Below are 24,100 nucleotides of genomic sequence, written 5' to 3' on the forward strand. Positions count from 1 at the left end.
TTTTCAGTTTTCCAGAATTATGAATGCCACGCCTACGCATCAAGCCTTAGATCCTGAGTTCAGACTGCTGGTCTTGTTGGTCTCGATTGGCTTTTTTATGCAGGGGCTGGATACCACCATTATTAATACGGCCCTACCTGCAATTGCCCAAAATTTGCAGGAAGATCCGCTACGCATGCACAGTGTGGTCGTGGCGTATGTGCTGTCTGTAGCGGCCTGCATTCCCTTAAGTGGCTGGCTGGCAGACCGGTTCGGGGTCAGAAATACCTATTTTGCTGCGATTATTATTTTCTCTTTGGCCTCTTTGGGCTGTGCCTGGTCAAGTAGCCTGAATGAATTATTGGTGTACCGGATCTTTCAAGGGATCGGTGGTGCATTATTGCTGCCGGTCGGCCGTTTGGCGATGCTGAAGATCATTCCCCGTACCCAGTTTCTGGCCGCCATGAGCCTGATGAGTCTGGCCGGCCTGATTGGTCCTTTGATTGGCCCAACCCTAGGTGGCTGGATGGTCGAATATCTGTCCTGGCACTGGATTTTCCTGATCAATCTGCCGATTGGCTTGCTGGGCGCACTAATTACCTTTAAGGCCATGCCGAATGTACTTGAACCTACAGTGGCCCGTTTTGATTATTGGGGCTTTATCTTGCTGGTCGTGGCCATGGTAGGTCTCTGTCTGGGAATTGAAAATTTTGCCAGTCCACAAAACTCGCTGTGGTGGAGTCTAAGCCTGATTCTGGCCGGTTTATTGGCCACCCTGGTTTATGCCTATCATTCGCATACGCATAGCAATGCCCTGTTTCGCAGCCGGCTGTTTAAAAAAAAAATTTATGCGATTGGTATTTTGGGTAATTTCTTTGCCCGTCTCGGCGGTAACTCGATTCCGTTTTTACTGCCGCTGATGTTGCAGGTGGCTTTCGGTTTCGAACCTTTTATTACCGGTTTATTGATGATTCCGACTGTGCTTGGTTCGCTGGCCTCCAAACCGATTATCCGCAACATCATTCAGCGTTTTGGCTACCGTCGGGTCTTGCTGGTCAATACCTTACTGGTAGGTCTATGTATTGCCAGTTTTGCCCTGACCACGGCGGAAACTCCGATCTGGCTCCGTGCGATACATTTCTTTATCTTCGGCATTTTAAATTCACTGCAATTCGTGTCGATGAATACCCTGACCTTAAAGGATTTAAGCCAGCAGGATGCCAGTAGCGGCAACAGTTTCCTGTCGATGATCATGATGCTGTCAATGAGTATCGGGGTGGCACTGGCAGGAACACTGGTGAACATGCTGAGTGCTTATTACGGCGCTGACAATCTGGTGGCTGCTTTTCATGTATCACTGATCTGTTTAGGCTGTATCAATATTATTGCGGCCTATATTTTCTGGCATATTCCTAAAAATACCCCGGTTTGATGCGCTATATTCACTTTGGGCTGATTGTAAGTTTTAGGCTAAATCACATATAGGCAAGGACTGAAGATGCAAAAAAATCAGGCTCCGAACAGAGTTAATAAATCGCTCTTGATTGGGCTTGGCGTGCTGATCACCGTGATCACGATCGCCATAGTTTATCTATGCCTAATGAAAGCACCCTCTGCCCATGCTGCCGATTATCCAATCCAGGGTTTTGATGTATCGCACCATCAGAAAGAAATTCAGTGGCAGCAGATTTCGCCTGAAAAATACCGTTTTGTTTATCTGAAAGCCACTGAAGGCGGCGACTTCAAAGATACCAAATTTCAGGAAAATTGGTTGAAAGCGCGTGAACATGGCTTTTTGGTCGGTGCCTATCATTTCTACCGCCTCTGCCGCGATGGCAGCATTCAGGCACAGAACTTTATTGACGCTGTTCCCAATAAACCGGATGCCTTACCGCCAGTGATTGATCTGGAATATGACAGCAAATGTATCAATACCTATTCTAAAGAGCAGCTTTTAAGCGAAATCCAGATCATGCACGATGCCCTGAAAAAGCATTATGGCAAGCAGCCGATTTTCTATATTTCTAAAGCTTTTTATAATATTGTACTGGCAGGACACTTTCCTAACGTACCACTCTGGGTACGTGAATACAAAGGTCTGCCTGATTTAAAAGATCAGCCTAAATGGACGTTTTGGCAACATACCAGTCAGGGGAAAATTCCCGGTATTACCACACCGGTAGACCTGAATGTTTTTTATGGCTCAGAACAGCAATGGCTGGATTTTCTCAAAAAGAATGCAATTGTAGTACCTTCATCTGAGAATAAAGCGAAATAAAGCTGATCGCCTGAAAACAAGTTCTTTATAAAAACAACAAGGAAATAAAAAGATTGAAATGGATAAAAGGCATTTTACTCGGTCTGGTGATTCTACTCCTACTCATCGCGGGTATGCTGGCTTATCTGTTGCAAGCTTCGGGCAAGGTTAGTGACTTTAAAGCGTGGCAGCCGCAAACCGGTATATCCGTTCACGGGCTTACAGTCAATTTTTTTGGTGTGTCCACCCTGTTACTCGATGATGGCCACGATCAGATCCTGATCGATGGTTTCTTTAGCCGGCCATCTTTGCGGCAAGTAATTACTCGACCTATTCAAAGTGATAAGCTGCTCTTAGAACAACTGGTACAATGCCATGAATTGAGCCGAACCCAAGCCATTCTGGTCAGTCATTCTCATTATGATCATGTTCTGGATGTCCCGGCTTTACTAGAGATGCTTCCCGAAACTGCTGTGGTCGGTTCGCCGAGCACCCTGAATATCGCCCGGGCAAATCCCAAAGTTACTCCACAGCAATTACAGCCGATTAAGCCTGGGCAAGTACAGCAATGGGGACATTTCCAGACCACGGCAATTCCCTCACAACATACCCCGCCCACAGCGATAAATGATGATTTAGGCGAAGAGCTGCTGCGGCCTTTAACTCTTCCGGCTAAATTTTCCGAATTTAAAGAAGGTGGCAGTTTCGATTACCTGATTGAGCATGCGGGACATAAAATTCTGGTCAAGACCAGTACCGGATTTATCCCGGATCAATTTAAAAACCTACAGGTCGATACTTTATTTTTAGGTATTGCCCAGCTCTCCAGACAATCCAGTGACTATCAGCAGCAATATCTGACTGAAACCCTGAACATGCTCAAGCCCAAAGTAGTGATTCCGGTGCATTGGGATGATTTTTTTCAGCCTTTAAAGCAGCCACTGCAATTTTTACCCCGTCTTGCCGATGACACTCCAAAAAGTTTGCAACTTCTGATTCAGGCTGCCGAGACACAAGGGACAAAAGTCATTCTGCTCAGCGGACCGCAACCCTATTTACTCAACTCAGCCTTCGCTTCCCAATCCGATTAAAGCCCCTTAAGATAGCGAACATGCGCAAAATTATTCATATTGATATGGATGCGTTTTATGCCTCGGTTGAGCTGCGTGAACGTCCAGAATTGAAAGACTTACCTGTGGTGATAGCCTCGCATCATCCTCGGGCGGTGGTCGCGGCTGCCTCCTACCCGGCACGAGTTTATGGCCTGCGATCTGCCATGTCCATGGGGCAGGCGCGCAAACTATGTCCTCAAGTTATCGTGATTGAGCCAGATTTTGCCAAATACCGGCAGGTATCGGCACAGATTCATCAGATCTTCCAACAATATACTTCCCTGATTGAACCACTGTCTCTGGATGAAGCCTTTCTGGATGTCACGGAGAATTTACAGCAGATTCCCAGTGCCACCGAAGTCGCCATGCGGATTCGCGAGGATATTTTTCAAGCGACCGGACTGACTGCTTCTGCCGGTGTGGCACCCAATAAATTTCTCGCTAAAATTGCTTCGGACTGGCACAAACCGAATGGCATCTGTGTAATTAAACCTTCGCAGGTACAGCGTTTTATCCAGGATCTGCCGCTGAAAAAAATTCCCGGCGTGGGAAAAGTCACTCAGGAAAAACTGAAAAGTCTGAATCTAGAAACTTTAGGCGATTTACAGCAAATTGATGAAGCCTTACTGATTCAACATTTTGGCAAATATGGCCGGCGGCTGTTTTTGTACGCTCAAGGTATTGATGAACGACCGGTCGAAGTAGAACGGGAACGCCAGCAAATTTCCAAAGAAACCACTTTTGATGATGACCTGCATCTGAACCAATGTCGCCCCTATTGGGAACCTTTACTTGGACAAGTATGGCAAAGTCTGCAAAAGAAACAGCTTTCGGCTCGCGGCGTTACGGTCAAATTAAAACTCAAGAACTTTCAGGTGATGCAACACAGTAAAAGTTTTAAACAGGTGCTGCGTAGCCCACAGGAATTAGCCCAAGCCTTGGACTTACTGCTCGACGACCTGCATATTGCCCCGCAGATGCAATTCCGGCTGATCGGTGTTGGCGTGTATCAGCTCAGCGTCCCCGAGACTGAAACCCAGTTATTGCTGCTCTAAACCTTTTTTGATCACGTTTTAGGCATCAGTTTAAAAATACGGCAACTTTGTTTTTACATTTTGATTTTTTAGAGTACTCTATCTGCGCAATGCATTATCCATGTATGTGCTGAGATGCTGAAAATCACCTTTACTTTCAGCATGCTGTCCTGTGATTAGCGTGACGATCAAATCCGAATATTACAGGGCAACTCTGATGTAACTCATGGAATCCCCTCCTGCATGTCTTCTGTAAATTCTTCTATTGTTCAAGAACAACGCGCACGTAAAGCTGCGCTATCTAGTTTTGTTGGTGCTGTTGTCGATTGGTATGATTTTCTCCTTTACGGCATTGTTGCAGCCTTAATTTTTAAAGATCAGTTTTTCCCTAGTATTGGCGAGAACATGGGCACCCTGGCGGCACTAGCCACCTTTGGGGTCGGCTTCCTGTTTCGTCCTTTAGGCGGTGTGGTATTTGGTCACTTTGGTGACAAGCTCGGCCGCAAAAAAATGCTGGTACTCACGGTAATCCTGATGGGAATTTCCACGGTCGGGATTGGTCTACTGCCAAATTTCGAGGCAATTGGCTGGTGGGCTCCGGTGCTGTTGGTGTTTTGTCGAGCCTTGCAAGGCTTTGCTGTCGGTGGTGAATGGGGCGGCGCAGCTCTGATGGCAGTTGAAAATGCACCCAAGGGTAAAAAAGCCTTTTATAGCAGTGGCGTTCAGGTCGGCTATGGTGTTGGCTTGGTATTGGCCACCGGTGCAGTGTCGATTATTATTGCGACACTGGGTGAAGAAGCCTTTGCCGAGTGGGCATGGCGTATTCCCTTTCTGGCCAGTATCGTATTGTTAGCTGTGGCGATGTGGATTCGCCGTGATCAGGATGAATCTCAGGAATTTGTAGAAAAGGTGGTCAAAGCAGACCATCATCCAGAAAAGCTGCCAATCTTGCAAGCCATCAGCAAACATCCAAAAGCTTTCTTCTATATCATTGCCTTACGTCTGACTGAATTGCTGACCATGTATCTGGTCACCAACTTTGCCCTGAACTATTCCACCAGCAACCTAGGCATGGACAAACAGTTCTTCCTGAATATCACGCTGATGGTCGGGGTAATTAGCTGTTTCAGTATTCCATTTTTTGCTTGGCTGGCGGATAAATTCAATCATCAGAAAATGTGTGTCTGGGGCGGTTTGATTGGTGCGCTTTCAGCCTTTCCATTTTTTATGGCGCTCGATGCACAAAACACCTGGATGATCATTGTCGGGGCAATTTTACTGGCGAACGTCGCACACGATATGGTGGTCAGTGTCCATCAACCGATTTTCACCTCCCTGTTTGGCACAGAATACCGCTACAGCGGTGCCGGAGTTGGCTATCAGGTGGCGAGCATCATTGGGGGTGGTTTTACCCCATTTATTGCAGCGGCACTGGTGATTTGGGCGGATGGTTCATGGCATTATGTAGCCATCTATCTGGCGGTGGGTTGTCTGCTGACTGCACTGGTCGCAGCCCTGATGCCCAAAACTCAGGATGAACAACATGACAGTTGAACGTTTACATGTATCGAAACGCTTTTCGGAAATTGCCATTGCCGGTAATCTGGTACATCTTGCCGGCCAGCTGGCCACAGATGTCGAACTGGATATTAAAGGGCAAACCCAACAGACTTTAGATATTATTGACCAGTTTCTGGCAGATGCCGGTACAGACAAAAGTCACATCATGTCGGTAACTATCTATTTGAAAGATATTGAAAAGGATTATGCAGCCTTCAATGAAGTCTGGGATGCCTGGGTCGCTGATATCGAAGCGCTGCCTCGTACCTGTGTAGAAGCAAAACTCTATGATCCACGGGTATTGGTCGAACTGACTGTCGTGGCGGTTAAACCGGAATAATGTTTCAAGATCGATATTCATAAAAAAAGCATGCTTCTGGCATGCTTTTTTGTTTTAACCGACTGCTTTAATTTTACTGCGCTCTAAATCCGAATATAAATAATATTTTTTCAGATCATTGCTAACTGTATATTTGGGCATTTTCTGCATTTGCGCTTGCTCCTGCAAAAAGTCTTGGCGCAACTGATAATATTCCGGCACATCGTCGTAACGGATCACCCGATAACCAGCCATGGTCAGTAATGCATCCTGGAACCCTGTCTGTTGTGGACGCTTAAGGATTAAAGGGTCATCTACCGCTACAACTGCCAGAATCTGATATTGCTGATCCAGAATTACAAAATCTGCAGTCAGGTTGCGGTACTTATGTCGAGTCCGGTTAAATTTAGTCGTCATTAAGGCATCATAGGAAACATGTGCCAGAATAATGTATTCAGGTAAGACTTCTCTCAGGCGAGTGAAGGTCAATTGCTCATTCAGGTTAAAAATAGCACGTTGCTTTAACGCACTGTCTTGTGGTTTGGAATTATTTCCGAGCTTTTTCCATGCCATGAGCACGACACAGAAGAGCAGGAAACTCCCAATCATAATATAGGTGGTCATGCCTAAATCCTTGCATTCTTATAATCATTTTTGTTTTATTGTTGTGCAGTATAAACCCACGCTTTATTTTAAATAGAGCTAACAACCAATCTGTTTAAATACCCATACAACTGGTATCAAAACTCGATTCTATGTTACCTAAAGTGACATCTCTCTAGATGCCAATGAAAGTGGATTTAAAGTACTGATAATGCACTCTAAAACATCCATGGAATTGATCGCAATACATATCTGCCCAACTGTAGGACAATTCCGACAAAGTGTTATTTTTATATCACTTTTTTAAAGAACTTAGTCCAAATAATATATTCTTTTACACTTTCAACGAACAAGCTCAGGCTACGTTACTTTACCCAAGAGCTAAAAAAAGACACCGAAGTGTCTTTTTGTTAACTTAATTATGCACGTGATTTGGGCTTCGCTTTAGGCTTTGGCCCACCAAACGGTTTTTTGGCATCGCCTGTTTCACGCGGCGGCAAACCAGTGTGCTGGGTCAGAATTTGACCACGTTCAGGACGTTTCTTGGTATTTGAAGGACGTGACTGAGCCTGTGCAGCCTTGCTACGATTCCCTTGCTCACCGGTACGTTTTTGCGAATCACCGGCAACCGTCGAGTTCTTCTTACGCGCCGATTGATACTGACCATCTGCACTGCCTACAGGCTGATAAGTCGGAATCAAATGCTGTTTCGAATTACCAATCAAATCCTGACGACCCATTTCTTTCAGGGCTTCACGCAGTAAAGGCCAGTTGTTTGAATCATGATAACGCAAGAAAGCTTTGTGCAAACGACGACGCTTCTCACCTTTCACAATGTCAACATTTTCAGTATAACGCGCCACTTTCGCCAGCGGGTTTTTACCCGTGTAATACATAGTAGTTGCAGTCGCCATCGGTGATGGATAGAAGGTCTGTACCTGATCGGCACGAAAACCATTCTTCTTCAACCAAATCGCCAGATTCATCATGTCGTAATCGGTGGTGCCCGGATGCGCCGCGATGAAGTAAGGAATCAAGTATTGTTCCTTACCGGCTTCTTTACTGTAACGATCAAACATTTGCTTGAAGCGGTCATAGGTACCAATACCCGGCTTCATCATTTTATTGAGTGGACCTTTCTCGGTATGTTCAGGCGCAATTTTTAAGTAACCACCGACATGATGGGTGACAAGTTCTTTGACATATTCAGGGTTTAAAACCGCAAGGTCATAACGTAGGCCTGAACCAATCAGAATTTTTTTAATGCCTGGTAAAGAACGTGCTTTACGATATAACTGCGTCAATGGCGCATGGTCGGTATGCAGGTTTTGGCACACGCCCGGGAATACACATGACGGTTTACGACAGTTCTTTTCAATCTCAGGATCTTTACATGCCAGACGGTACATATTGGCTGTTGGGCCACCCAGGTCCGAGATAATGCCAGTAAAGCCTGGAGCCGTATCACGGATTTTTTCCACTTCACGCAGAATCGATTCTTCAGAACGGTTCTGAATAATACGACCTTCATGTTCCGTAATCGAACAGAAAGTACAGCCACCGAAACAGCCACGCATGATGTTCACAGAGAATTTGATCATGTCAAACGCAGGGAAACGGGCATTGCCATAAGCAGGATGCGGCAGACGTGCATAAGGCAGGTCAAACACATAGTCCATCTCTTCCGTAGTCAACGGAATTGGCGGTGCATTCAACCAGACATCACGTTCACCATGCTTTTGCACCATGGCACGCGCATTCCCCGGATTGGTTTCCAGATGTAGAATACGGTTGGCATGTGCATAGAGCACTGGATCTGCAGCAACTTCTTCAAAAGCAGGCAAACGGATTACGGCCAATTCGCGCGGCGGTAACTTATGTTTAATCGCTTTAGAAGCCGGTTGCAGTTGCACAATTTGCGTATCAGGATCTAAGTCATCCCCTGCTCGCACAATCGGATTGGCGACATGTTCTTTTTGGAAACCTTGGTACTGACTAGAATCCTTGCCTTGTTCAATCTCACAACCCTCGATATCTTCAGTCATGACATACGGGTTAATAATTGGATCAACACGGCCAATGGCATCGACATCATTCGATGCAATTTCCACAAACTTGGCTTTAGAGGCACGGTTGTGTTTATTCACAATAAACGCTGTACCGCGAACATCAGTAATCTCGTGAATTTTCTCGCCACGCGCCAAGCGATGCATGATTTCAGTGATTGAGCGTTCGCCATTACCGTACATTAAAAGATCGGCTTTTGAATCCATCAAGACTGAACGACGGACTTTGTCTGACCAGTAATCATAATGTGCAATACGACGTAACGACGCTTCAATACCGCCGAGCAATACTGGTACATCCGGATAAGCTTCACGAACACGCTGGCAATACACAGTTGCCGCACGGTCTGGACGTTTGTTTGGCTGATTGTCTGGTGAATAGGCATCATCAGAACGGATTTTACGGTCAGCCGTATAACGGTTGATCATGGAATCCATATTCCCTGCTGTTACACCCCAGGCAATATTTGGTTTACCCAAAACGCGGAACGCATCCACGCTGGTCCAGTCTGGCTGTGCAATAATACCGACACGGAAGCCTTGTGCTTCCAGGGTACGGCCAATAATGCCTGAACAGAAAGATGGATGATCGATATAAGCATCACCACAAACTAAAATAAAATCACAGCTGTCCCAGCCGAGTTGATCCATTTCCTCGCGTGACATCGGCAAAAATGGCGCAGGGTCAAAACAAGACGCCCAATATTTGTCGTAATCAAACAACGCTTTTGGCGCAGTCTGCATGGTATAAGCAGTAGACATGGCTAGCAATTCTCGGCTGGCAGATGATAGGAGATCTAAAAATAAGATCAAAGATGAAAGCCGATTATTTTACCATGAATCAGGTCTAGCTTGCTTGATTATAATTTATACAAAATCAGAGACTAACTGAACCACTTTCTATTTGTCACTTGAATCTAAAGTTTAAATATATCAAAAAAGAAATTTATCTTATTTATGAGGAGGAAAGCTTGGACAGAATCTCTAATTTGAACGGAGTCTTAAACTAAATGCCAAACCTGTCAGTAATAACGCTGTGATAAACACAGTTAATCCTATCCAGCCATAATTTTCCCATACCAATCCGCTTGAGCTCCCCAACACGCTTGAACCCAGGTAATAGCAAAATAAATACAGCGACGAACCGACTGCCCGATACTGTAACGACTGGATCGACACCCAGCTACTGGCAGTCGAATGGGCAGCGAAGAAAGAAAAAGTAAAAATCAGCAATCCGATAAAAACAACAACCAACTGATTAATCAGCATCAGCGCCAAGCCCACAAGCATCATCAGGATCATGGCTGCCAATATTCTGAATTTGCCATAATGCCGTCCCCAGTGTGCTGCTCGAGGGGAGCTATAAATACCAGCCAAATAAGTAATCGAAATCACGCCAATCCAGACATGAGATAATTCAAATGGCGCTTGGATCAAGCGATAACTCAGATAATTAAATACCGAGACAAAGCAGCCCATCAAGATAAAACCTTGCAGGAATAAAACCCGAAGTTTTGAATCAGCGAGATTCTGCCTAAATGAGTTTTTAAAACGATTCAGCTTGATTGGATAGGCTTTAAAATGTTGCGAAGCGGGTAATAGGTAAGAAAATAATCCAGCGATACAAAGATTTAAGATACCGATAATCAAAGTGGCAGATTGCCAGGAGATAAAATCCACTAAAACTCCGGCAATTAAACGCCCTCCCATACCACCTATCGCTGTGCCAGAAATATATAAGCCCATGGCAAAACCGATATCTTTTTCTGCAATTTCTTCTCCGATATAAGTCATCGCGACCGCAGCGACACCACTGACTGTCAATCCAATCATTACTCGTGTGGTCAGAAACACGGACCAGATCGGCAATATTGCACTTAATAGTAATAATACTGAGACTGAAAATAGAGACCAGACCATAATCGGCTTACGACCGAATCGGTCTGATATTAGTCCAGTAAAAATCAGGCCAACTGCCAAGGCAATGGTAGAAAAAGATAAAGGGAAACTGCTTTGAGTCGGGCTGACCTGGAAATAATCAGCCAGAATCGGCATCATCGGCTGTACGCAATACAGTGATGAAAAAATGGCAAAGCCAGCAAGGAATAAGGAAAAAAGCACTGCTTTAAAAGCAGAAGAGCCATATTCAATATGGCTTGAAGATGAATTTGAGGACATATCCGCTCCATAGACCGGTTCAGTATACGCCTCTCAATTTTATTTTTATGTGATGTTTCAGTCGAAATAGCACATAAATAACATTTATTTGACTAAATTCTACGCATAAAAAAATCCCCCTCTGCCTTGGCGGAGGGGGATTTTCGAATAATGAGCTGGCGATGACTTACTCTCACATGGGTAACCCCACACTACCATCAGCGCTAAGAGGTTTCACTTCTGAGTTCGGGAAGGGATCAGGTGGTTCACTCTTGCTATGGTCGCCAGCACAACTGTTTATGGATACTTGCTAGGTCTTATTGAGATGCCTTGCTTTCTACCAAATAGAATTCATTAACAGGTATATCTGAGTTCTTGCGAGTAGAACTAAGCAGTGCTTAATTATACTCTCATTTGTTCTTTAGCGTTCACTAAATCAAGCTGTTTTGCTTAATATCGAATCAATTGATCCTCACTTCTTTCGAAGTTCGTACAACAACTGTTTGGGTGTTGTATAGTCAAGCCTCACGAGCAATTAGTATTGGTCAGCTTCACATATCACTATGCTTCCACATCCAACCTATCAACGTCGTAGTCTTCAACGGCTCTTTAGGAGACATAAAGTCTCGGGGAAATCTTATCTTGAGGTAGGCTTCCCGCTTAGATGCTTTCAGCGGTTATCCCTTCCGAACATAGCTACCCGGCGATGCCACTGGCGTGACAACCGGTACACCAGAGGTTCGTCCACTCTGGTCCTCTCGTACTAGGAGCAGATCCTCTCAAATTTCCAACGCCCACGGTAGATAGGGACCGAACTGTCTCACGACGTTCTAAACCCAGCTCGCGTACCTCTTTAAATGGCGAACAGCCATACCCTTGGGACCTGCTTCAGCCCCAGGATGAGATGAGCCGACATCGAGGTGCCAAACACCGCCGTCGATATGAACTCTTGGGCGGTATCAGCCTGTTATCCCCAGAGTACCTTTTATCCGTTGAGCGATGGCCCTTCCATACAGAACCACCGGATCACTAAGACCTACTTTCGTACCTGCTCGACTTGTGGGTCTCGCAGTTAAGCGCGCTTTTGCCTTTATACTCTACGCGTGATTTCCGACCACGCTGAGCGCACCTTCGTACTCCTCCGTTACTCTTTAGGAGGAGACCGCCCCAGTCAAACTACCCACCAGACATGGTCCTCGTCCCGGATAACGGGACAGAGTTAGAACCTCAATATTACCAGGGTGGTATTTCAAGGACGGCTCCATCGCAACTAGCGTCGCGACTTCAAAGCCTCCCACCTATCCTACACAAGTAAGATCAAAGTTCAATGTCAAGCTGCAGTAAAGGTTCACGGGGTCTTTCCGTCTAGCCGCGGGTACACCGCATCTTCACGGCGAATTCGATTTCACTGAGTCTCTGCTGGAGACAGCGCCCCCATCATTATGCCATTCGTGCAGGTCGGAACTTACCCGACAAGGAATTTCGCTACCTTAGGACCGTTATAGTTACGGCCGCCGTTTACTGGGGCTTCGATCAAGAGCTTCGCTTACGCTAACCCCATCAATTAACCTTCCAGCACCGGGCAGGCATCACACCCTATACGTCCACTTTCGTGTTTGCAGAGTGCTATGTTTTTAATAAACAGTTGCAGGGGCCTGGTTTCTGAGGCTGTCGCCCGCTCAAGGAGCAAGTCCTATCACCGACAACAGCGTACCTTCTCCCGAAGTTACGGTACCATTTTGCCTAGTTCCTTCAGCAGAGTTCTCTCAAGCGCTTTGGTCTACTCGACCTGACCACCTGTGTCGGTTTCGGGTACGATTCCTGTGTAACTGAAGCTTAGAGACTTTTCCTGGAAGCATGGTATCAGCCACTTCACTGTACAAGTACAGCTTGCTATCAGTTCTCAGCATAGAGTACCCCGGATTTGCCTAAGATACATGCCTACAACCTTCCACCTGGACAACCAACGCCAGGCTGACTTAACCTTCTCCGTCCTCTCATCGCATTACACAGAAGTATTGGAATATTAACCAATTTCCCATCGACTACGCCTCTCGGCCTCGCCTTAGGGGTCGACTCACCCAGCCCCGATTAACGTTGGACTGGAACCCTTGGTCTTTCAGCGTGCGAGTTTTTCACTCGCATTGTCGTTACTCACGTCAGCATTCGCACTTCTGATACCTCCAGCAGACTTCTCAATCCACCTTCATCGGCTTACAGAACGCTCCCCTACCACGCATAATAAATTATGCATCCGCAGCTTCGGCATATAGTTTTAGCCCCGTTACATCTTCCGCGCAGGCCGACTCGACTAGTGAGCTATTACGCTTTCTTTAAAGGGTGGCTGCTTCTAAGCCAACCTCCTAGCTGTCTATGCCTTCCCACATCGTTTCCCACTTAACTATAATTTTGGGGCCTTAGCTGGCGGTCTGGATTGTTTTCCTCTTGACTACGGACGTTAGCACCCGCAGTCTGTCTCCCGGATAGTACTCATTGGTATTCGGAGTTTGCATCGGTTTGGTAAGTCGGGATGACCCCCTAGCCGAAACAGTGCTCTACCCCCAATGGTATTCGTCCGAGGCGCTACCTAAATAGCTTTCGGGGAGAACCAGCTATCACCAAGTTTGATTAGCCTTTCACCCCTATCCACAAGTCATCCCCTGGCTTTTCAACGACAGTGGGTTCGGTCCTCCAGTTAGTGTTACCCAACCTTCAACCTGCTCATGGATAGATCACCTGGTTTCGGGTCTATACCCAGCAACTAAACGCCCTATTAAGACTCGGTTTCCCTACGGCTCCCCTATTCGGTTAACCTTGCTACTGAATATAAGTCGCTGACCCATTATACAAAAGGTACGCAGTCACCGGACTAAGCCGGCTCCCACTGCTTGTATGCATGCGGTTTCAGGATCTATTTCACTCCCCTCACAGGGGTTCTTTTCGCCTTTCCCTCACGGTACTGGTTCACTATCGGTCAGTCAGGAGTATTTAGCCTTGGAGGATGGTCCCCCCATATTCAGACAAGGTTTCACGTGCCTCGCCCTACTCGACATCATCATATAAGCCCTTTCGTGTACAGGACTATCACCGTCTACGGTCGCACTTCCCAGAGCGTTCCACTAGAACTTATATGACTTAATGGGCTCTTCCCCTTTCGCTCGCCGCTACTGAGGGAATCTCAATTGATTTCTTTTCCTAAGGGTACTGAGATGTTTCACTTCCCCTCGTTCGCCTTGCAACACTATGTATTCATGTTGCAATACCTACCTTATGGTAAGTGGGTTTCCCCATTCAGACATCTCCGGATCACAGGATATTTGCCGCCTCCCCGGAGCTTTTCGCAGGCTATCACGTCTTTCTTCGCCTCTGACTGCCAAGGCATCCACCACATGCACTTAATTACTTGACTATACAACCCCAAACAGTCGTTTATCCTTACAAGTAGGATAAGCAACAGATCGTGTCTTTCAACACTCTCATACAGTTGGCGTTTCGTAGATTTAACTACAGTACAGCTTCAATTAGATTCATATACCAAAACGCTTGATTCAGTTAATTTCGCTAGAACTCATTTCTTGTAGTTGCCTACTTGAAACGAGTTTGAACAAATTATTTCAACTCAAATATATTCTGTTAATGATTTTTCCAGCCTTCGTCAGGTCAGGAAACTGTGATAAATCACAGAGATTATCAAGTGCGCGTATCATAACGCTTGTACTTGCTAATCTCTAGGATCTAAACACTTGATCGCTTAAGGACTAAACTAACAATCAACTGATTGTCTATTTATTAGCTTTTGTCTTTATACATTCCGTAGGAATGTATGGTGGAGACTAGGAGAGTCGAACTCCTGACCTCCTGCGTGCAAAGCAGGCGCTCTACCAACTAAGCTAAGTCCCCAGCTTATCAATAAGTCAATGTTTCTGATTTTCCGTACTTCGTCAGTAGTGGTGGGTCTGACAAGACTTGAACTTGTGACCCCACGCTTATCAAGCGTGTGCTCTAACCAACTGAGCTACAGACCCTCAGATACATCGTATGAAGAACAACTTGTTGTGGATTCTTACCAATCGTCAATCTTTCGTTAAGGAGGTGATCCAGCCGCAGGTTCCCCTACGGCTACCTTGTTACGACTTCACCCCAGTCATCTGCCACACCGTGGTAAGCGTCCCCCCTAAGGTTAGACTACCTACTTCTGGTGCAACAAACTCCCATGGTGTGACGGGCGGTGTGTACAAGGCCCGGGAACGTATTCACCGCGGCATTCTGATCCGCGATTACTAGCGATTCCGACTTCATGGAGTCGAGTTGCAGACTCCAATCCGGACTACGATCGGCTTTTTGAGATTAGCATCCTCTCGCGAGGTAGCAACCCTTTGTACCGACCATTGTAGCACGTGTGTAGCCCTGGTCGTAAGGGCCATGATGACTTGACGTCGTCCCCGCCTTCCTCCAGTTTGTCACTGGCAGTATCCTTAAAGTTCCCGGCTTAACCCGCTGGCAAATAAGGAAAAGGGTTGCGCTCGTTGCGGGACTTAACCCAACATCTCACGACACGAGCTGACGACAGCCATGCAGCACCTGTATGTAAGTTCCCGAAGGCACCAATCCATCTCTGGAAAGTTCTTACTATGTCAAGACCAGGTAAGGTTCTTCGCGTTGCATCGAATTAAACCACATGCTCCACCGCTTGTGCGGGCCCCCGTCAATTCATTTGAGTTTTAGTCTTGCGACCGTACTCCCCAGGCGGTCTACTTATCGCGTTAGCTGCGCCACTAAAGCCTCAAAGGCCCCAACGGCTAGTAGACATCGTTTACGGCATGGACTACCAGGGTATCTAATCCTGTTTGCTCCCCATGCTTTCGCACCTCAGTGTCAGTATTAGGCCAGATGGCTGCCTTCGCCATCGGTATTCCTCCAGATCTCTACGCATTTCACCGCTACACCTGGAATTCTACCATCCTCTCCCATACTCTAGCCAACCAGTATCGAATGCAATTCCCAAGTTAAGCTCGGGGATTTCACATTTGACTTAATTGGCCACCTACGCGCGCTTTACGCCCAGTAAATCCGATTAACGCTTGCACCCTCTGTATTACCGCGGCTGCTGGCACAGAGTTAGCCGGTGCTTATTCTGCGAGTAACGTCCACTATCCAAGAGTATTAATCTCGGTAGCCTCCTCCTCGCTTAAAGTGCTTTACAACCAAAAGGCCTTCTTCACACACGCGGCATGGCTGGATCAGGGTTCCCCCCATTGTCCAATATTCCCCACTGCTGCCTCCCGTAGGAGTCTGGGCCGTGTCTCAGTCCCAGTGTGGCGGATCATCCTCTCAGACCCGCTACAGATCGTCGCCTTGGTAGGCCTTTACCCCACCAACTAGCTAATCCGACTTAGGCTCATCTATTAGCGCAAGGCCCGAAGGTCCCCTGCTTTCTCCCGTAGGACGTATGCGGTATTAGCATCCCTTTCGAGATGTTGTCCCCCACTAATAGGCAGATTCCTAAGCATTACTCACCCGTCCGCCGCTAGGTAAAGTAGCAAGCTACTCTTCCCCGCTCGACTTGCATGTGTTAAGCCTGCCGCCAGCGTTCAATCTGAGCCATGATCAAACTCTTCAGTTTAATACTATGTAGTGCCTTAAAGGGCACCAATCTTGGCTCATCAATTTTCTGACAAATATTTCTCAAATAAACTTCGAGTAATTTCTACCATCAATCAATGAAAATAATTTCGATCGATCAACCAGTAAAAATCCACACAAGTTGTTCTTCATAATCTCTTAATGATCTTCTTGCTGATTCGTCACCAGCAAGCTAGGTCGGCTATATTACTCTCTATCTCTAGAAAGTCAACCAGTAATGAAAACTATTTTTAAACTTTATTTCTAAAACCCAACTCAATCAAACTTAACTAAGTCACTGTTTTATCAGAAGTTTTAATCTTCATCACCGCCGATGGATGTGCATTCTACAGCATTTCAGAACGCTTGCAACACTTCTTGCAAAGATTTTTTATCGTGTGTTTATTTTTCAAACCAATGAAAACATAAAACACTGTTATATATAGTTAATTTATTTTCATTATTTTTAAATTTTATTGAGCACATCCAACGAAACCAACCTGCAAATAACATAAAATATTGTTTTATTTGAATTTAAATTATAATAATCTTTATCACATGACTTATATCGTTCAATTCACATTCTATTCTTGTTTGATTTTTCATCAACCTGGCGTTTATATACACAAAACTTGTTTTATCCGGTCTTCTTCCAAGATACATAGGCCCTATTTAAATATGGAAAAATTGATTGCAACGCTAAAAATTAAAAAGCCATCGCTATTGAGCAATGGCTTTTGGAGTACTGAGTAACAATTAGAATTTCATACTGACACGTGCCCAGTAATTACGTCCCATATTATTAAACTGCTCGGTTGTTGGTAAACCTGTCCCGGAAGCACCCATTTTATTTAAGTGCTCGGTATAAGTCCGGTCTAGGACATTATCGACTCCGACTGATATATCCACGCTATCCATGACATGGTAGCTACCGTTTAAAGACAAAGTGCCAAAACCTGCGCTCTGCTTGTTGTCATAACCCACAATATTACCTTCGTTAAGACTGATCCGGTTTTGACCATCTACTACACGCCATAGCAATCCAAAATTATATTTGTCTTGAACATAGCGCAAGTTAACACGGGCTTCTAAAGGAGAGATTTGTGGTAACGGCGTATTATCTGTGGTGTTTTCACCCCAGGCATACATGGCGCTGATATCGGCCTGCAGGCGGTCAGTAAACTGGTAACCAATTCCAGCTTCTGCACCAGCGATAGTGGCATCGACATTACGGGTATGTGCTTCAAGCATTCCCATCATGCCAGTAGGTTTATATGTCGTTAACACATAATCATTAATCAAACCTGCGTATGCGGATGCCCATGAGTTGAAATGACCATGCTCATGTTGATAACCAAAATCAAACTGTAATGTCTTTTCAATATCAATATTGGCAAAAGTATTGACGTTATCATTTCCCGTTTTAGGACTAAACAATTCCCAGTAATCCGGCATACGCTCGACATAACCCAGACCAATATAGGTCTTGCCATCGTCATGATCGGGATGATGATTTTCAAAACGAATAAAGGCACTCGGTAAAGTCTCTTTACGATCAATACCACGCTTAACTGAATCAATATTGACTTGATCAATACGCAAGCCTGAAACGACTTTATTATCATCTTCTAGATCATAGCTCAATTCACCAAAACCACCAATGGATTGAAACTCCATATCTGTTGTTACATGAGAGTTCATCATGGGTTTAGTCGAATGGTACATACCGCCCGCATGTTTATTTAATTGAGAATCTACACCACTGACTAACTGTAGCTTATCCCACTCATGAGTCATTGATAGTCGTGAATTTAAAGTTCGACGTGTAACGGTCATGGCTTTATTAGGTTCATCAACTTGACGTAAGCTAAAATTATCCATGATATGGTCATTAAAATTGTAGTTGACCTGTGCTTCTACTTTCTTAAGTGTCTCTGTTAGGTTTTGTTTTTGTACACGCAAACCTAAACTTTCACGTGCAAATTGAGAGCCATCCATCGTACGGCCAGCATAAACTGATTCACCATCTGCCTTACCGCCACTTAGCTCGACCCAAGTATCTTCATCTGGTGTCCAGCCAATCGCCAAATCAGTATTCCAGCGTTCCCAGTCTGAAGGAACTGTATTTCCATCCCCATCTTGATAACTATTCGATACCGAACGATTGGTATTCAGACGGATATATTTCTGTTCATCGCCTGCTGCGACTTCGACATTATGATCAAGGCGCCCGAAAGATCCCATCAAGACACTGGCCTGACCACGATAGTTTTGATCTTGATCAAACTGTTCCGGTGTACGTTCGAAAATCACCGTGGCCGCAGAGCCAGTATTGGCATACTGAACCGTTTGCGGTCCTTTAATCACCGAAATACGGTCATAGCTTTCCGGAGAAATATAGGAGGTCGGCGAATCCATACGACTTGGACAGGCGCCCAGGTTTTCAGTGCCATCAGTCAGGATCTTAATTCGTGAACCAAACATACCGCGGAATGTCACATCACCATTGGTGCCGGCACCGCTATTGACCGAACTAAAGCCAACAATACTTTGTAAATAATCCGCACCATCACTGGCAGGAATCGGTTGAATCGGCTGTTTAGGGTCGGCGCGGACAATCAGCCCATTGGCATCATTACCTGCTGCCGATGTCACCACAATCGGGGCAAACGTCTGCACTGGCATGGCGTCATTGGCCATCACTATCGAAGAATAACAAGCAACACAAATCGCAGCCGCAAGTGGCTGTAAAGAAAATTTAGGCTGAGCCATTTCTCTATCTCACTAAATACATAAATTAGGCACGGCTTGAGTCAATACCAACCCAAGCTGAAAAATGCAGATTTATGCAGGCAGTGGTGGCGCTCGCCCCTGAGGAATTAAGAAGAGTTGCTGAAGGACAAACCAGACATGCTTAAAGGTTTTTTGATAGGCAATTAAACGGACATGAATCCGGTCAAGAACCTGTTTGATGTCCAGATCAGGCGGTAAGACTAAATTGGCATGAACCTTACAGTACTGACACTGATGATTGGCATCATGATGATCATGTTGAAGATGATCAGATTGGATAAGGTGACTATGCTCGCCAGCGCTATGCTGCGCATGAGCATCTGTCGCGATAAAAAGCGCACGCGTGATGGTTTCACAGACCGGAGCAACCTGATATTGCTTCGGTAACAAAGGCTGTAAAAATACAGCAATCTGTAGAAACACAGCTGCAAATGCAAATAGCAGCCCCGCGCGTAAAAACACAGGCTATTCCTAAAACATGCTTATGTTGATTATAACAAAGCCCAATCAGAATTGGGCTTTGTTAGACCATTTAAATAAACTTTAAAATGATCCTAGCGTTTCACTGCCACCTTGTCTTTATTACGCTGGCGAACCAGTTTTTCCACTTTTTCACGTGCACGTTGACGTTTTAATGGTGATAAATAATCAACAAATAATTTGCCATTTAAGTGATCCATTTCATGTTGGATACACACAGCGAGAAGTCCGTCAGCATCAAGCTCAAATGCTTGACCTTGCAGATTAATTGCCTCGATTTTTACACGTGACGGACGGTCAACTTTATCGTATATTTGAGGAACTGATAGACAGCCTTCTTCGTAGGGCTGCGTTTCTTCAGTCAATGGTGTAATTTTGGGGTTAATAAACACCATCGGTTGATCTTTATCTTCAGACAGATCCATAACAATCAGCTGAATATGACGATCCACCTGAGTCGCGGCAAGTCCGATACCTGGTGCTTCATACATGGTTTCAAACATATCTGCAGCGAGCTGACGAATTTCATCAGTTACTTCTTCGACAGGTTGGGCAATGGTACGAAGACGGGGATCCGGGAAACTTAAAATAGGTAATAAGGCCATACTGCATCCTCAATTATGCCATTGATCAAAAAACCAAATGAAGGGAATGCTTCATCAAAAAAATGTGTGTAAGATCGTTATTATAACGCAACTACGCACATAATTTTAGGAATTATGATAATGAAAAAGGTTTTAAAGGGCATGCCATTTTTTAGTGCCTTGGGGTTTAAAAATCAGATGCTGGCACTTGCTATTTGTGTAGGCGTCAGTATGGGGACCATTCATTCCGCCGAGGCAGCACCTGCACGTAACGTCAATCCACCGGCATTAAAAGCCAGTGCACCGAACGTGTATGTGGTGAAAAAAGGAGATACACTTTGGGATATCTCGAAACGCTTCCTGAAAAATCCGGTACGTTGGCCGGAAATCTGGGCCAGCAACAAGCACGTCAAAAATCCACACTGGATTTTCCCGGGTGACCGCCTACTGATGTGTGATTACCAGGGCCGTCCGATTATTGGTAAAGACGAAGGTGATGGTTGTGAAGGCATTATCAGCCGTTATCTGGGTAGCACCTCCTTGCAACCTCAGATTCGGGTTGAATCGTTAAACAATACCATTCCAGTAATTCCACTAGAACATATCAAGCAGTGGTTGGAACGCTACACCCTGATGGCACCTGATTCAGTTCAAGGTACGCCATATATTCTTGGAACTGCCGATCAGCGCGTACTGGCAGGCAAAGGCCAGAAAGTCTATGTACGTGGTAACGGTCTGGAAGTTGGTAAACGCTATGCCGTGTATCGCGAAGCTGAACCGTATGTATTTACCGATGCGAATGGCAAGAAATATACGGCTGCACTCGAGCTGCAACAGGTGGCATCCGGTATTGCAGTTCGTGGCGAAGGTGATGTCACCACACTTGAACTGACAGATAGTTACAATGCTGAAGTACGTCGCGGTGATCGTGTCTTACCAGAATACGATCCAATGTTACCGACTCTGTTCTATCCGACCAATGCAGAAAATATTGCTGCCGGTGGCCAGATTGTGCGTGTATTGGGGTCAATTGGTACAGCAGCACGTCATAGTGTTGTCACCATTGACCGTGGTACAGCACATGGAGTTCAGACGGGTCATGTCTTTAGTGTGAATCAAAAAGGTGAAGTGGTCACTGATCCTAAAACTAAAGAACGTGTGCAATTGCCAGGTGAGCGTATTGGCCAAATCATGGTATTCAAAAACTTCGATCAATTAAGCTATGCCTATGTGCTAGAGAGCGAATTACCAATCAAGGTTGGTGCAGGAATTCAAGCACCTCTTTTAGATGAATAAATATTTGTCTAAATAAAAAAACTTAATAATAAGAAGACAACCCTATAGGTCTCAATATGCTGAACCCGTTATCACGCGCGCAACTGGAAACAATTACGTTATGGTATCTAGTTCAGCATTCTCTTTCGAGTTTCTATAAAATCAGTCAACATTATGCCGAACTGGCGCATGCCCTTCAGCCGGATCAAGTACCCGTCTGGCAAGCACTCGGCCTTCATGCCAATCATGTGCAGCGCTTAAAAGAGTTTTACCTCCCAGAAGCGCGGCAAAAATTTCAGCGATGTCTGCAGCAGATCCAGCAGGATAGCGATTTTATTTTGCTGCACAGCGATCCGCATTATCCTCAGCAGTTGCATCCTTATGCAGATAAACCACCGATCATTTTTGGTCAGGGTAGATCCGATACCCTGCTTCAGGCACAGATTGCCATTGTGGGCAGCCGCAAACCCAGTCCACACGGCCGGCAAGTAGCTTATGACTTTGCTTTTTATTTGAGTGAACAGGGTTTCTATATCAATAGCGGTCTGGCATACGGTATTGATGAAGCAGCGCATCGGGCTGCGTTACAGCATCAAGGGACAATTGCAGTGATGGCGACTGGACTGGATCAAACCTATCCAGCACAACATCAATCACTACGCCAGCAAATCATTGAGCACGATGGTGCAGTCATCAGTGAGTTTCTACCAGATACGCTGCCTTTGCAACACCATTTCCCACGGCGCAACCGAATCGTCAGTGGTTTAAGTCTAGGTGTGATTGTGGCAGAGGCTGCATTAAAAAGTGGTTCTCTGATTACGGCTAAACTGGCAGCTGAGCAAGGTAAAACTGTGTTTGCCATTCCGGGACATATTTACAGCGAGCATCATCAGGGCTGCCACCAACTGATTCGTGAAGGTGCAATTTTGATTGATCACCCGCAGCAGGTCATCGAAGAACTGGCACTGGCGACGCAATGGCAGGCTTTGGAAAATACTCCCAAACTGGAAGTCGCTGCAGCAGAATCACAACAGATCCCACCACATCTTCTTAGTCTGTATAATCAGCTGGACTGGGTGGGACAGAGTTTGGATCAACTGGGAACGCAGGTTCAGCAAGAGGTATCTGCTTTGACCAGCCAACTCATGGAACTGGAGTTACTCGGTTTTTGTACCCAGCAAGCCGGCCTCTATCTACGTTGTCGGATTCTCAAATAAGGTTCACAATAGCGCTTTGTTGTTTGATATAAGGTATCCACATGATCACTACCTCTGTTGCCGAAGCAGCAGCATGGCTTAAAGATGGACAAGTCTTGGCATATCCTACAGAGGCTGTTTGGGGCTTGGGTTGCGACCCCTATAATGAACAGGCATTTCATCAGATTTTAGAATTAAAACAGCGCCCGATTGAAAAAGGCGTGATTCTGCTGGCAGCTCATCTTTCACAGGTAGAACATCTGTTGCAGGATTTAACTGAAGAAATGCGTGAAAAAGTGATTGAATCCTGGAACCATGACAGACCTGCTGATCGCGCGACCACCTGGTTACTTCCTGCAAATAAAGACATTCCTGACTGGATTAAAGGTCATCACCCTAAAGTAGCCGTCCGCGTGACCACTCACCCGCTCTGTGTCGCATTGTGTCAGGCCTTTGGCGGTTTTATCGTTTCTACCAGTGCCAACCCTGCCGGTATGGAACCTGCCCGCTCACTGCAGGATGCGATCCGCTATTTTGACCAGAATCTAAATTATCTGAATGGTGACCTCGGTTTAAGTCAGCAACCAAGCCGGATCATTGATGCAGTGACTGGCGCAATTATTCGTGACTGAGTCCTGTCTGATTTAGTCGGGACACTCAAGCCCGACTAAAGTTTTAAGACAAAAAAAAGCTCAGCCATATAGGGATGGCTGAGCATAAAAAAGGATGTGCATAAATCACATCCAGAGGGTTCAGAAAATCTCTGGGAGTCTGATAAAACAAGGATTTTCTTGCTTGATCATTCTCGATGGGCGCATTATGAAAGAAACTGAATGCGACGACAAGTACAATAAAACAATCAAATAATACATATTTTCTATTAATAGCAAACAATTTTTGAGCAATATTCAAAATATCTTGCTCTTTCTATTCTCTTTTTAAAATAAAACGATATTTTTCTATTTGTTTTAACATTTGAAAATTAGCATTTAAAAGGGGATTTCAATTAAAAAAGTTTTGATCAACCGCTCAATATTTAATCAGACAAAATTCTTAATTAGCT

At 45.3% G+C, this 24,100-nt stretch carries 15 protein-coding genes, 2 tRNA genes and 3 rRNA genes; 9 read left to right on the forward strand and 11 right to left on the reverse strand.

Translation table 11 applies throughout. The features are described 5' to 3' along the window. The first annotated feature begins 19 nt into the window (after positions 1 to 19). From mdtD to J7649_RS09510, 6 genes are all read left to right on the forward strand, one after another. A complete protein-coding gene (gene mdtD / locus J7649_RS09485) occupies positions 20 to 1,411 on the forward strand; it encodes a multidrug transporter subunit MdtD (RefSeq protein ID WP_219307629.1) in 1,392 nt (463 codons plus the stop codon). Between the two features lie 66 nt (positions 1,412 to 1,477). Continuing rightward, positions 1,478 to 2,257 (forward strand): glycoside hydrolase family 25 protein, encoded by a 780-nt coding sequence (locus tag J7649_RS09490; RefSeq protein ID WP_219307631.1) that lies wholly within the window; start codon positions 1,478 to 1,480, stop codon positions 2,255 to 2,257. Between the two features lie 53 nt (positions 2,258 to 2,310). Beyond that, the gene (locus J7649_RS09495; protein ID WP_174894108.1) at positions 2,311 to 3,327 is read left to right on the forward strand and encodes an MBL fold metallo-hydrolase; all 1,017 of its coding nucleotides are present in this window, start codon (positions 2,311 to 2,313) and stop codon (positions 3,325 to 3,327) included. A 20-nt stretch (positions 3,328 to 3,347) separates the two neighbouring features. Next, complete coding sequence (gene dinB / locus J7649_RS09500) at positions 3,348 to 4,403, forward strand: DNA polymerase IV (RefSeq protein WP_004281020.1); 1,056 nt, start codon at positions 3,348 to 3,350, stop codon at positions 4,401 to 4,403. 222 nt (positions 4,404 to 4,625) lie between these two features. Then, the gene (gene shiA, locus J7649_RS09505; protein WP_148334370.1) at positions 4,626 to 5,936 is read left to right on the forward strand and encodes a shikimate transporter; all 1,311 of its coding nucleotides are present in this window, start codon (positions 4,626 to 4,628) and stop codon (positions 5,934 to 5,936) included. Next, the gene (locus tag J7649_RS09510) at positions 5,926 to 6,282 is read left to right on the forward strand and encodes a RidA family protein (RefSeq protein ID WP_005101539.1); all 357 of its coding nucleotides are present in this window, start codon (positions 5,926 to 5,928) and stop codon (positions 6,280 to 6,282) included. Before shiA ends, J7649_RS09510 begins: the two co-directional genes overlap by 11 nt. 54 nt (positions 6,283 to 6,336) lie before the next feature. On the opposite strand, the gene J7649_RS09515 is transcribed toward J7649_RS09510, so the two are convergent. The 11 genes from J7649_RS09515 to def all read right to left on the reverse strand — a co-directional run bounded on the left by J7649_RS09515 (position 6,337) and on the right by def (position 20,587). Next, positions 6,337 to 6,885, reverse strand: coding sequence for a DUF2726 domain-containing protein (locus J7649_RS09515; RefSeq protein ID WP_219307633.1), 549 nt, complete (start codon positions 6,883 to 6,885; stop codon positions 6,337 to 6,339). 398 nt (positions 6,886 to 7,283) lie between these two features. After that, a complete protein-coding gene (locus tag J7649_RS09520; RefSeq protein ID WP_004644879.1) occupies positions 7,284 to 9,692 on the reverse strand; it encodes a YgiQ family radical SAM protein in 2,409 nt (802 codons plus the stop codon). 222 nt (positions 9,693 to 9,914) lie between these two features. Beyond that, complete coding sequence (locus J7649_RS09525) at positions 9,915 to 11,108, reverse strand: MFS transporter (protein ID WP_219307644.1); 1,194 nt, start codon at positions 11,106 to 11,108, stop codon at positions 9,915 to 9,917. A gap of 153 nt (positions 11,109 to 11,261) precedes the next feature. Continuing rightward, a 5S ribosomal RNA gene (gene rrf, locus J7649_RS09530) occupies positions 11,262 to 11,376 on the reverse strand. Between the two features lie 225 nt (positions 11,377 to 11,601). Further along, a 23S ribosomal RNA gene (locus tag J7649_RS09535) occupies positions 11,602 to 14,496 on the reverse strand. Positions 14,497 to 14,911: 415 nt separating this feature from the next. Then, a tRNA-Ala gene (locus J7649_RS09540) sits at positions 14,912 to 14,987 on the reverse strand. A 48-nt stretch (positions 14,988 to 15,035) separates the two neighbouring features. Next, positions 15,036 to 15,112, reverse strand: a tRNA-Ile gene (locus J7649_RS09545). 60 nt (positions 15,113 to 15,172) lie between these two features. Beyond that, positions 15,173 to 16,710: ribosomal RNA gene (locus J7649_RS09550) — 16S ribosomal RNA — on the reverse strand. The 16S, 23S and 5S rRNA genes sit together here with 2 tRNA genes alongside, the layout of an rRNA operon. 755 nt (positions 16,711 to 17,465) lie before the next feature. After that, complete coding sequence (locus J7649_RS09555; RefSeq protein ID WP_219307646.1) at positions 17,466 to 19,481, reverse strand: TonB-dependent copper receptor; 2,016 nt, start codon at positions 19,479 to 19,481, stop codon at positions 17,466 to 17,468. 72 nt (positions 19,482 to 19,553) lie between these two features. Further along, entirely contained in the window at positions 19,554 to 19,964 is a 411-nt protein-coding gene (locus tag J7649_RS09560; protein ID WP_004644876.1) for a DUF2946 family protein, read from the reverse strand. Positions 19,965 to 20,056: 92 nt separating this feature from the next. Further along, positions 20,057 to 20,587 carry a peptide deformylase gene (gene def, locus J7649_RS09565; RefSeq protein ID WP_044112406.1) on the reverse strand — a complete coding sequence of 177 codons (531 nt, stop codon included), beginning with the start codon at positions 20,585 to 20,587 and terminating at the stop codon, positions 20,057 to 20,059. A 120-nt stretch (positions 20,588 to 20,707) separates the two neighbouring features. Between def and J7649_RS09570 the strand changes: the two genes are divergently transcribed. Genes J7649_RS09570 through tsaC form a run of 3 tightly spaced genes read left to right on the forward strand, consistent with a single transcriptional unit; the run spans position 20,708 to position 23,669 of the window. After that, positions 20,708 to 21,862 carry a LysM peptidoglycan-binding domain-containing protein gene (locus J7649_RS09570; protein ID WP_219307655.1) on the forward strand — a complete coding sequence of 385 codons (1,155 nt, stop codon included), beginning with the start codon at positions 20,708 to 20,710 and terminating at the stop codon, positions 21,860 to 21,862. A 56-nt stretch (positions 21,863 to 21,918) separates the two neighbouring features. After that, positions 21,919 to 23,058, forward strand: coding sequence for a DNA-processing protein DprA (gene dprA, locus J7649_RS09575; protein ID WP_219307657.1), 1,140 nt, complete (start codon positions 21,919 to 21,921; stop codon positions 23,056 to 23,058). Positions 23,059 to 23,099: 41 nt separating this feature from the next. Continuing rightward, entirely contained in the window at positions 23,100 to 23,669 is a 570-nt protein-coding gene (tsaC, locus tag J7649_RS09580; protein WP_086044343.1) for an L-threonylcarbamoyladenylate synthase type 1 TsaC, read from the forward strand. Positions 23,670 to 24,100 lie beyond the last annotated feature (431 nt).

The sequence above is a fragment of the Acinetobacter lwoffii genome, assembly GCF_019343495.1.
In the GTDB taxonomy this organism is placed as follows: Bacteria; Pseudomonadota; Gammaproteobacteria; order Pseudomonadales; family Moraxellaceae; genus Acinetobacter; species Acinetobacter lwoffii_P.